Source organism: Wenyingzhuangia sp. IMCC45574, assembly GCF_054182685.1.
This window is the reverse complement of record NZ_CM135169.1, coordinates 781,756-794,203: the sequence shown is the minus strand read 5'-3', so window position 1 is coordinate 794,203 and position 12,448 is coordinate 781,756. Positions and strand designations below refer to the sequence as shown.

The following is a 12,448-nucleotide window of genomic DNA, read 5'->3' as shown; positions in this document are numbered from 1 at the left end:
AATTGGTTTTTTATCGACTTATTTTGGAGGTAGTAAATGTTTAAAAATGAAAAGATGAGGAATACTGAAGAAATAAGAGTACTTGTTCAAGAACATATAGGACAAATAAAAATCTCTGAATTTGTTTCGGATGGAGGTTGGCCCAATCTTAATAATATAGAGCTGGCAGTTTTCGATCAACAAGTAAACAATAATGAAGAGGTTGTAAAGTTGCATATTTTATATACCATAGATAGGGCAGGGTGTTGTTTTATTCCAGGAAAGGAAGAACAGAAACGATTACCTAAAAAAGTAATCATAAAAAATAATAACATAAAATTTGAATCCTATGAGTAATCAAAGTTTAAAAATCCCTAAAGGATTGCCACTCATTATAATAATGGTAGTATTGGGTGTTATTTTTGTCTCTAGAACAGCAAAAACAATTGGACCAGGAAAAGCAGGAGTTGTTTTTAAAATGATTGGTGGAGTAGAGACAGAAAAACCAGCTTTAGGAGAAGGTTTGCAATTTATAGCTCCTTGGAATAAAGTCTATGAATATGATGTAAGGCAACAAGAATTGTTTGAAAAAATGAAAGTTCTATCGTCTAATGGGCTAGATATTCTTTTGGAAGTTAGTGTATGGTATTTTCCTAAGAAAGAGAAATTGGGGCTGTTGTTAAAAGAAAAAGGACAGAGTTATTTAGAAACAGTGTTAAAACCATCTTTACGATCGGCTGCACGTTCTGTGGTTGGACGTTATACACCTGAGCAAATTTACTCAAGTAAAAGAGATATTATTCAAAGTGAGATCTTTGATGAAACCAAGAAACTTTTAGAAGGACAGTATATTGAATTGAAAGGGGTTTTAGTAAGAGATGTTACTTTGCCACCTACGATTAAAACTGCAATAGAAAATAAGTTAAAGCAAGAACAAGAATCTTTGGAGTATGAATTTAGGTTAGAAAAAGCAACAAAGGAAGCAGCACGTCAAAAAATTGATGCTTTAGGAAAAGCAGAGGCTAACCGAATTTTAAACGCTTCTCTTTCAGAAAATATTTTAAAGGAAAAAGGGATTCAGGCAACTGTAGAGTTGGCACAGTCTCCTAACACAAAAGTTGTGGTAGTGGGGTCTGGAAAAGACGGTTTACCATTAATTTTAGGCAACTAATAAAAATTAACTTAAAAAAAACAGGATATTATTAATATCCTGTTTTTTTTGTTTTAAACTATCGTAAAAATACCTATTTTTAGAAAAAAGCTATGAACCGTTCCCATCCAATATTAGTATATGTTAATAAATGATTAATGTGTGTATTTCTGTTGATTAAAAGAATAATTAATCAATGGATAAATGTTAGTTTTGTGTTAAACTAAAAGCAAAGAATAATTAAGTTTTTAACGCGTGTATACATGTTATTCGTTTAAACTTAATAATTAAGGGTGGGGATAATGATTTTGCTGTCTTTTTATTAATGAATAGATACAAAGTTGTTAAAAATTAAACTAAAACTATGGAGAAATACAATAATATTAGTGGTCAATCTGATATTGAAGCTTTCGAAATTGGAGAGAATTTTATTATAATTAAATTGTCTAAAACAGGAGAAGACTATGAGTATTCATACGAAAACACTGGAAAGACTAAAGTTGAAAAAATGAAGTCATTAGCTTCTAGAGGAAGTGGATTGTGGAGATACATTATAACCAATGCTAGAAAAGTACATGATTTAGGTCTAAAAAAGAGAAGGTTTAAGTATTAATACTACTTATATAAGCTACTTTTGGCATAAACTATTCTAGTTTTTTTATATTTAGTTCTCAAATTTTAAAAATGAAGAACTTTATAAGGTGTTTTCTGCTCACTTTTATATTTTTTGGATGTAATTCTAAAAATGACCCAAAGCACAAACATACCAATCAATTAATTCACGAAACAAGCCCTTATTTGTTACAACATGCCCATAACCCCGTAAATTGGCATGCGTGGAATAAAGAAACTTTAGAAAAAGCAAAAAGAGAGAATAAATTAATTCTTATTTCCGTTGGATATGCTGCCTGTCATTGGTGTCATGTCATGGAACATGAAAGTTTTGAGAATGACTCTATTGCTAAAATTATGAATGAAAACTTTATCAACATCAAGGTTGATAGAGAAGAACGTCCGGATATAGATCAAATATACATGACGGCAGTTCAGCTGATGACTGGAAATGGTGGTTGGCCTTTAAACTGTATTGCTTTACCCAATGGCAAACCTTTTTGGGGAGGAACCTATTTTCCTAAAGAACAATGGGCTAAGATCCTTGCTCAAGTCTCTGAAATGTATCAAAACGAACCTGAAAAAATCAAAGAATTTGCAGATAATTTAACTCAGGGTATTCAACAATCTGAATTGGTAACCATTAATAATTCAGCTATTGATTTTTCGAAAGAAGAGTTAGCGTTGTTGACAGAAAAATGGAAACAGGATTTTGATTTAGAATTAGGAGGATATAACAGAACTCCTAAGTTTCCAATGCCTAATAATTATAGCTTTTTAATGCGTTATGCAGAACAGGCAAATGATGGTGACTTAAAAGCACATGTATATAATACTTTGGATCAAATTGCTTTAGGAGGTTTGTATGATCATGTTGGAGGTGGTTTTGCAAGATATTCTACAGATGCTAAATGGCACATTCCCCATTTTGAAAAAATGTTATATGACAATGCGCAATTAATTAGCTTGTATGCAGATGCATACTTAATTCATAAGAGTGACTTATACAAAGAAGTTGTATATAAGACTTTTGATTTTGTGCAAAGAGAATTGATGAGCACCGATGGAGCGTTTTATTCTTCTTTGGATGCTGATGTTAGAAAAGAATCTGGAGAGTCTGAAGAGGGAGCTTATTATGTGTGGACGCAACAAGAGTTGTTGAGTCTTCTAAAAGAGGAGTTTAATTTATTTACGAAAGTTTTTCCTATTGATGAAAGCAGTTTGTGGGAGGATGAAAAGTATCATTTGATAAAGAGTAAAACGAATACTGAACTAGCAAAAGAGTTAAATATTTCTAAAGCAGTGCTAAAGGAGAAAATAGCAGGCTGGCAGAAAACATTATTAATAAATAGGGAGAAAAGAGAAAAGCCAGCATTGGACGATAAGGTACTTACATCTTGGAATGGTTTAATGCTAAAAGGATTGGTGAATGCTTACAGGGTTTTTGATGATGAAGCTTTTTTAAATGCTGCTATAAAAAATGCATCTTTTATAAAGTCTAAACAATTACAGAGTAATGGAGCTTTATTTCATAACTATAAAAGTGGAAAAAGTTCTATTAACGGGTACTTAGAGGATTATGCATCTGTGATTGATGCTTTTATGAGTCTGTATGAAGTTACTTTAGATAGGAGTTGGTTAGAGGAGGCTAAAAGTTTAGCAACTTACAGCTGGGAGCATTTTTACAATGAAGAGCAAAAGATGTTTTATTTTACTTCTGATGAAGATCCAGCCTTAATTACAAGAAAGATGGAGTTAGCAGATAATGTAATTTCATCATCTAATTCTATGATGGCAAGAAATTTAGCCAAGTTAGGCTTGTATTTTGAACATAAAGAATTCTTACAGGCTAGTAAACAGATGTTAAATAATATTAAAAATGATGCTGTACAGTATCCGTCAGGTTATTCTAATTGGTTACAGTTGTATGCAGATAATGCTACAAGTTTTTATGAGGTTGCTATTGTAGGTGAAAATGCGAAACAATTCATAAAAGAGTTAAATAAAAATTATTTACCAAATAAACTAATTGTAGCGAGCGTAACGGAAAGCAATGCTCCCTTGTTAGAGGATAGGTATGTAGCCGGACAAACGTATATTTATGTTTGTCAGGAAGGAAGTTGTAAGTTACCTGTTACTACGGTAAAAGAAGCTATAAAGCTGATGAAATAAATAATTATGGATAACAAAGAAAGCCCTTTATAAATTTTTATAAAGGGCTTTTTCTTATTTCACTTTAAACACACTGTGTTTGTTGTTGTTGTTTAAAACAAATACTGTTTTGAATTTTTTATTTTGTAAGAGCACCATACTTCTTACATCTTTATCTACATAGAAGCCTGTTTTTAGATTGTCTATGTATTCAAAAGAGCCGTCTTTATTTCCCTTTAAATATGTACCAATACCAGAGTCAGCTCTGGTTGTTTCTATTTCGGACATATAGTTGTTTCCTGCCAACAAAAGATCTTTTGTACCATCGTTGTTAAAATCATCATATAAAATACTGTTGATAGGAGATTTTTGAGCTTCATTTACAAAAGGAGTGAAGTCAAAAGTTCCATTCCTGTTTTGTTTAAAAATACCAGATCTAAATTCTGATGCTTCATAATGCAACGCATTTTTAATACCTGGTCCTACAATCCCTTTTACATCTAAATTAGCAAAGCTACCATAGCTTTTAATTTTATGTTTTAAATGAGGCATTTGTTGTGCGGTGCAACCTTTACCTCTTACAGGAACAATTTTTTCATTATAGTTTTTAGCTAAGAAAATATCTTCAACTCCATTGTAATCAAAGTCTTTAGTATAAATATGAAAAGGTTTCTTTTTAGAGGCGTGAAATTTGTAATTCAACCCTAAATTTCCAGCAATGATATCATCATCACCATCCTTATCAATGTCGGTAATTTGAATTTTGTTCCACCAACCAATAGCGTTACTTAATGTCTTGTATGCATTTGTTTTTACAAGTTTTCCTTTATGGTTAATAAATACCTGTATTCCCATCCATTCTCCACAAAGAATTAAATCTAACGTTTTATCATTGTTTATATCGTGCCATACCGCATCTGTAACCATTCCTATTCTTTCTAATTCATGAGAAATTTCGGTAGTTTTAATGGTAAATTTTCCATTTACATTCATTAGAATATGACTTTGTGGAGGGTATGGGTATTTTCCTGGTATAACTCTACCTCCTACAAATAAGTCTATATCTCCATCGTTATCTATATCTGCTGGAGCAACCACGGAACCTGCAGAAGAGAATTGAGGTAAGTTTTTAGATTTTGTAAACTGTCCTTTTCCATTGTTTATATAAAGCCTGTCGAAAAGTAGTTTAGGTTTCCCTACAAATTCATAGCTACCACTCACCACATATAAATCTTGATCCCCATCGTTATCTGCATCAAAAAAACAAGCGTTAACATCTTCGTATCTTTTGTCTAAAGAGAAAGAACGATTGGGTTTTATTTTGTATTGTCCATTTGATTGACCTAGGTAAATGTTCCCCATTTTGTTTTTTGCTCCTCCAATATATAGATCATCAATTCCATCTCCGTTAAGGTCTGTTTTAGCAACTGCAGGTCCTGTTTGGGAAAGTTTGTGAGGCAGTAAAATTTGATGTTGATAGTCGTTGTAAATTTCTTCTCTATGAGCTATTGAATTATTTATCGCTTGGAATAGGGGAGTTGTTTTCTTTTCTTTAGTAACAGCAGCTGTTTTGTTAGCATTGTTGTAATCTATAGTTAAAAGTTGATTTGGTGTAACTTTAGAAATGATTTGTGTTTTTCCATCTTGCCATTCTATTTTTAATTCTTTTAGAGGTTGATTGGAAGAAAGACCAAAGTGAAGTTTGTGAGACGAAGATGACAAAAACCCTCTGGTATTCATTAATTCACGGATTTGTTTTTTACCATCCTCCATTCGTAAAGTTACTTTTGTTCCTACTCCAAGTTTGTTAGAGTTGGTTCCTTTAAACTGAATTTCAAGAAAATTTCCTTTTTTTTGCTCAATAGCATTGTTTTTTAAGATAGTTGCTGTTTCATTAATATTGTTAACTACAATTTCTAAATCCCCATCATTGTCTAAATCGGCATAGGCTGCACCATTAGAAAAAGTAGCTTTTGTGTTGTTCCATTTGTCAGAGGTATTGGTAAAAGTTAAATCCCCATTATTTTTAAAAAAGTAATTTTTAAGCTTTTGTTGAGGTAGCATTTTTGCAAATTGTAAGAAATCTTCTTTTGTTGGTTTTCTACCGTTTTGCCTAAGAATTTGTAAAATATCGTTGTTTTTATCTTTGTCTATAACATCACGATAAACACCGTTGGTTACATAATAATCATTCCAACCATCTAAATCGAAATCTGCTGATAGTATTGCCCAACTCCAATCGGTGTTGGCAATTCCTGCTAGCTGACTGATATCGCTAAAAGTACCATTCCCATTATTTAATTGTAGAACATTGTGCATGTATTGGTTATGGTAACCACTTTTAATCATTTTATCGTATTGTTCTAGTGAAACCATTCCCATGGTTGTTTTAGATCGAATGTAGTCTTCAGGGTTCATGTCTAGAGAAGTAATATCAAAAAGACCATCGTTGTTAATATCAGCCACATCACTTCCCATACTATTAAAAGCAGTATGTTTTAGGGTTTCTATACTTTTTTCTGTAAAAGTACCATCCCCGTTATTTATGTAGTTAATGTCTGGAGAGTTAAAATCGTTACATACATAGATATCAAGAAATCCATCATTATTCATATCCATGGCAATTGGGTTTAAGCCAAAACCAAGGTCTGGTTTTATACCTGCTTTTTTACTAATGTTTGTAAAATGTCCCGTTCCATCGTTCTCGTACAATTGATCACTACCTTTTTGTTTAAGAGTGTTAGGATCTGATTGGATTTTCTTTACATCTATGATTTTTGTCTTACCAGTAATATCAGGAGTGTTAGATACATATACATCTAAATCATTATCATTGTCAAAGTCAAAAAATACAGCATTAATACTTCTGTTGTTGTCATTTAGACCGTATTCTTTGGCTTTTTCTGTAAATGTTAAATCCCCATTGTTAATGTATAATAAGTTTTCAAACTGATTATTGGTGTTTTTGGCCCCACCTCTACAAATGTAGATGTCTAAAAATCCATCGTTGTTGATGTCTGCAATAGAGACCCCCGTATTAAAGCCAGGCTTTTGTTTTATACCAGCGTTTATAGAGATGTCTTTAAACTTTAAGTTACCTTGGTTCAGGTATAATTTATTTTGATGTGAATTAGAGGTGAAAAATAGATCAACGAATCCGTCGTTATTAAAATCTGCCGTTGCTACTCCACCGCCTATATATGTATAATTGTATTGAAAGTAATTTAGATCAACATTTTCTTCCAATCTATTGATAAAATCTACTCCGGTATCTTTAGAAGAAATTTCCGTAAAAAGCTTTTGAGTTTCTTTTTGTTGTTGATTGTTTAGGTTCTTTGATACTTTCTTTTTACAAGAAGTAATTGAAAGTAAGAGAGTTAATGTCAAAAAAAAGAGAGTAGTTTTAGATTGAGTTTGGATCATGTTCATCTAGTTTTTTACGGTATAGCTTATTATAAAAATAAGTTCTTTTTTAAGGTTGTCAAAAGAAAGTTTATGAATAAACGGCTAGGTTATATAGTATAACCTAACCGTTTGAATGAAACTTAAAAAAATGAAAAAATTATTAATCTGCTAAATTGGGGTTTCTTGAAACCGCATCAGCAGGTATTGGAGCTAAGTAGTTACTTGTTTCTAAGCTACCAATAATTGGATTTTGAACAGGTATAGGACCTACAGGGTCTCTGTCAGAAAGAGCTTCCTTAACTTTTTCTCTTCTAACAAGGTCAAACCACCTAATGTATTCTCCCGCAAATTCCCATTTACGCTCAGTGAAAGCTAAATCGGCAATGTCTCCAGAAGTAATATCTACATAGGTAAGCGTAGGGTGTTCTACCCATACTCCATTCTCATCTAATATTTTTTGAGGAGTTGGAGTTGTGACAGCTGTATTAAAAGGTAAACCAGCAGCTCTTCTTCGTATTTTGTTTAATGCCTCCCAAGCGTCTGGTGAAACGCTTCCTGCTAAACCAGATGCTTCAGCATAGATTAATAATATTTCAGCATAACGCATCATGTAGTCATTTCTTGCAGTCTGAAATGCTCCTTCAGGTAAGTCTCCTATTGGTCCAGCAATTTTTTTGAATATAGGATTCTTTTGAGCATTAAATGCTTGCCAATCTAAATCTGTTCTGTAAGTAGCTTCTTTTCTGGCTCCTGTAGGAAAGTCTTCAAAGAATTTAATTTCAGCAAAGGTTTCGTTCCAACCACCTAAATCGGCAGGTAAACCAAGACGACCAAATTTTCTATTTGCAATACTGTTGTTTGGACAACTTAAACAGTAAACAAGTGTATACATTGATTCGTCATTAAACCTGTTATCTACTTTCCATAAATCTTCTAAATCATTAACTAATCCAAATCCGTAACTTGTAGCATTATCCATAACTTGTTTAGCACTACTTGCGGCATCTGCATATTTGCTGTTATCCTTTATAGGAAATCCTCCCCAGTCCATATATAAGCGAGCTAGAAAAGCTCTGGCAGAACCTCTGTTAGGTCTTGGTGCACCAGCCGATACACCAGGGTATATGTCCGGTAATCTAGTTTCGGCTTCTAAGAAGTCAGATTCAATTTGTTGATAAACTTCTTCTAGACTAGATCTTGTAATATTTGGATCTGGAAATTTAGTTAAAGGTAAAGGAATTCTTCCATGAACCCTTGATAATTGATAAAATAACATACCTCTCAAAAAATAAGCTTCTCCAAGTAACATACTTAATCTATCTTGATCTACAACTTCTAAACCGATTAAACCAGAAGAACGATCTAATACACCATTAATTGCATTCACAGCATCAAAAATATCATTCCAGTTTCTTAAGAGTCTATTGTTAGATGATAAAACAGCTCTTTGATCAAATTCTCTAAAGTCAGCTTTATTCAAAGCAATATGTGTTGTTATATCATCACCTCCCCAAGCAGGAGCATAAAAGGTCGTCATACGTGCAGCACTTACTACAGAGTTATAAACACCTCCAATTCCTTTGTCCATTTCTTCTAAACTACCAAATGACTCGGGAGGTAGATTAAATTCTGTTGGATCAGGATCTAAGTCAGCACAACTTTGTGCTAAAAAACAAACGATGCTTGTTAAAAAGAACAGTCTTAGCATAGAAGTTCTTTTGTATAAAAAATTATAATTTTGTGTCTTCATATCTACTATTTTTTTAATTAAAACTGAACTTTAACTCCAAGAGTATAGGTTGTTGGATTTGGATACGCTCCAATGTCCATACCTGCACCTGAATCTGCGTTAGACGATGTTCCGGCATCTGTTCTAATTGTAGATGAAACTTCAGGATCGTACCCACTATAGTCTGATATTAAAAATAAGTTTTGACCACTAGCGTATAATTGTAAGTTATCAATACCTTTGACAAGGTCTTTATCGAATGTATAACCAATTTTAAGGTTGCTTAATCTTATAAAGTCTCCTTTTTCTACCCAACGCGAACTGTTAAGAACGTTACCAGTACCAGCTCTAGGAATTTCAGTTTCATTTGTAGGTGTCCATCTGTCATGAACATTTGGAGACAGGTTACTTCTGTTACCTCCATTTCCGCTTATTGTTCCTGTTACTTGATTATAAACGTCAAAACCAACAGCTCCATTAATGAATATGTTTAAGTCCCAGTTTTTATATGTAAAACTATTGTTCCATCCCCAGGTTAGGTCTGGTAAACCACTACCAATAGCTCCAAGTACTCTTTCATTATTTTCATCTAATAAAAACTTTTCATCACCTGGTTGGAAAAGAGGATTGTTATCTGCATCAACAGGAATATCGTCAGTTGATTTCCATGTACCTTGTGCGGTATAACCATAGAAAGTACCAATAGGTGCTCCTACTTTAATCATATCAAGTTTTATTCCACCGCCACCAATACCATTCACATTACCAACAATAAAGTCTTGTCCATCATAAAGCTTAGTTACTTTGTTCTTAATACGTGATAAATTTAAACTAGTATTCCAGTTAAAATCTTTATTGTTTATTACATCAGCAGTAATAGAGAAATCAATACCTTTATTGTTTACTTCTCCAGCATTAATGAATGTTCTAATAGACGTTCCTGGTATTATTGTGGCAAGTAATAGGTCTTCGGTATCTTTGTTAAAGACATCTATAGATCCTCTAATTCTTCCTTCTAAAAACGCAAAGTCAAGACCAAAGTTTGTCTGAGTAGTTGTCTCCCAAGTTAAGTTAGGGTTTCCTTCTTGAGACTGTACATCTCCTGTTTCTGTAGTTTCACCGTCAAAACTGTAAATCCCTGCACTATCGTTTAAAGAGAATCTTGCAGATGTGTTAATGTTTTGATTTCCAACTTTACCCCATCCAGCTCTTACTTTTAAAGTAGATAAAGGAGAGTTTTCAATAAAATCAAAATCAGAAAAATTAAGAGCTAGTGCTCCTGAAGGGAAGTAACCAGTTCTATTTCCTTTTGAGAATCTAGAAGATTCATCCACTCTCATAGAAGCTGTTAATAAAAGAAAGTCTTTATAGTTATATTGACCTCTAGCCAAGAAAGACTGAATTGCTTCTTCACTTCCTGAATTAGCGAAGCTTTCAGTACTTCCGTTATCAGCTAAATACAATCCTCCTACGTTTTGATCGATTGTACTGTAACTATTGTTTAAGTTTCTAGTCCCTTGGAATTCATATACTCCAGTTAAATCTATATTATGATCATCGCCAAAATCTTTGTTCCAGTTTAAAATATTACTTACTTGGTAGAAGGTACTTTTAAAATTACTAAACCCTACATTATTGTATCCTACTAACTCTGGGTCTCCTTCAACTCTAAAAGATTCAGTATTTCTATTAACAGTTGTTGCAGCACCAATAACGTTGTAGCTAAAGTTGTCTGTAAATTTGTATTTACCATTAAGAGTTATGTTTAATCTATCAGAAGTTACCTCATGATTACTTAACTCAAGTCTTCTAACAGGGTTGTAATTATTGTTGGCTACCTCTCTTGGAGATCTTAAGATGTAGTTACCATTTTCATCTCTAACAGGTGCTGTTGGATCCCAGGTAATTGCTCTTAATAATCCACTACCATCAGAACGTCCAAAAGCATCAGGATTGTTTGTTGTTATAGATCTACTTGCTGTAACATTTGCACCAACGGATAGTTTATCATTGAACTTTTTACTAACATTAGACCTAAAAGAATAACGAGTAAAATTAGTAGTGATTTGTGTACCTTCTTGATCCATATAGTTACCAGATAAAAAGTATCTTAAGTTATCTTCAGTACTTCCACTAAATGATAGTTGAGTGTTTTTAGTAACACCAGTTTGTAACATCAAATCTTGATAGTTTATTGGATTAGCTCTGAAAGCAGCTATTTGTTCATCGCTATAAGGTACATTAGCCGGATCGTTAGTTGGTATTGCTAAGAATTCTTCGTTCTCTAATTCAGCAAAATCACCAGAGCTTAAGGTGTTTAAACGTTTATTTACATTTGCAAAAGAATAAAATTGTTCAAAAGACACTTTTCCTTTTCCTTTTCCTCTTTTTGTAGTTACTAAGATAACCCCATTGGAACCTCTAGAACCGTATACAGCCAAGGCAGATGCATCTTTTAACACATCAAAAGTAGCTATGTCATTAGGGTTTAATGTGCTTAAGTCTCCACCAAAAACACCATCTATTACAATTAATGGGTCATTATTACCAGTAATTGAGTTTACACCACGAACTCGAACTTTAACATTTCCTCCTGGATTACCTGATCTTGATACAGTAACCCCAGCGGCTCTACCTTGTAATGCATCTTCTACTCTTGTCATTGGTTGGTCTTCAAATGCTTTGGCAGTAACCTGTGCAACAGCACCTGTTAAATCACTCTTTTTAGCACTACCGTATCCAATTAACACTACTTCGTCTAAGCTAGCAGCATCTTCGTCTAATTGAATGTTTACCGTAGTTTGTCCATTAACGGTTACTTCTTTGGTTTTGTATCCAATAAAAGAAACGGTTAAAATAGGATTGCTAGTTGTTAATTTTAAAGAAAAATTTCCGTCAAAATCAGAAACGGTTCCACTAGATGTTCCTTTTTCTATAACACTAGCTCCTGGTAAAGGTTCTCCATTTGTATCTGTAATGGTTCCTTTAACAATTGTAATTTGTTGTTTGTTGTTTTTTACCTCTTCCAATGCTCCTTTTTTTAATACAATTTGGTTTTTAACCATGTTGTATGTAACAGGGGAGTTGTTAAATAACATGCTTAAAACATCTTTAATAGGAGTTTCGTGCACGGTAAGAGATACTTTTTTAGTTACGTCTATTTCTCCGATTTTATAAAAGAATTTGAATTCGCTTTGGTCTTCAATTTTATCCAGTACGGTTTCTATTGCTTCTTTTTTAACGTCAAGAGAAACTTTTGTGTTCTGAGAATATGATGTTGTTGCATTTGCATTAAACAATACCAGAACAAAAAGCATGATAGTTAGCTTCATTTCTCTGTTCTTTTTAAGATAGTTTCCTAGTGATTTAGAAAACCTGTAAGTTTTTTTCATAATTTTGTACGATTTTGATGAGTAATTTCT

7 protein-coding genes are annotated in these 12,448 nt (G+C 33.0%); 4 read left to right on the top strand and 3 right to left on the bottom strand.

What is annotated here, in order from left to right; all coding sequences use genetic code 11:
- Window positions 1-54 precede the first annotated feature (54 nt).
- The 4 genes from ACXHHC_RS03430 (at window position 55) to ACXHHC_RS03415 (ending at window position 3,913) form a co-directional block, all read left to right on the top strand.
- A complete protein-coding gene (locus tag ACXHHC_RS03430) occupies window positions 55-336 on the top strand; it encodes a hypothetical protein (protein ID WP_458228254.1) in 282 nt (93 codons plus the stop codon).
- On the top strand, window positions 329-1,150 hold the full coding sequence (locus tag ACXHHC_RS03425; RefSeq protein WP_458228253.1) for a prohibitin family protein: 822 nt from the start codon (window positions 329-331) through the stop codon (window positions 1,148-1,150). Before ACXHHC_RS03430 ends, ACXHHC_RS03425 begins: the two co-directional genes overlap by 8 nt.
- 343 nt (window positions 1,151-1,493) lie before the next feature.
- Entirely contained in the window at window positions 1,494-1,742 is a 249-nt protein-coding gene (locus ACXHHC_RS03420; RefSeq protein ID WP_458228252.1) for a hypothetical protein, read from the top strand.
- A 71-nt stretch (window positions 1,743-1,813) separates the two neighbouring features.
- Entirely contained in the window at window positions 1,814-3,913 is a 2,100-nt protein-coding gene (locus ACXHHC_RS03415; protein ID WP_458228251.1) for a thioredoxin domain-containing protein, read from the top strand.
- 54 nt (window positions 3,914-3,967) lie between these two features.
- On the opposite strand, the gene ACXHHC_RS03410 is transcribed toward ACXHHC_RS03415, so the two are convergent.
- The 3 genes from ACXHHC_RS03410 to ACXHHC_RS03400 form a co-directional block, all read right to left on the bottom strand.
- Window positions 3,968-7,279, bottom strand: coding sequence for a VCBS repeat-containing protein (locus ACXHHC_RS03410; RefSeq protein WP_458228250.1), 3,312 nt, complete (start codon window positions 7,277-7,279; stop codon window positions 3,968-3,970).
- A gap of 178 nt (window positions 7,280-7,457) precedes the next feature.
- Window positions 7,458-9,047, bottom strand: a complete 1,590-nt coding sequence (locus ACXHHC_RS03405) for a RagB/SusD family nutrient uptake outer membrane protein (RefSeq protein ID WP_458228249.1) — start codon at window positions 9,045-9,047, stop codon at window positions 7,458-7,460.
- Between the two features lie 17 nt (window positions 9,048-9,064).
- Complete coding sequence (locus tag ACXHHC_RS03400; RefSeq protein ID WP_458228248.1) at window positions 9,065-12,418, bottom strand: TonB-dependent receptor; 3,354 nt, start codon at window positions 12,416-12,418, stop codon at window positions 9,065-9,067.
- Between the last annotated feature and the right edge of the window lie 30 nt (window positions 12,419-12,448).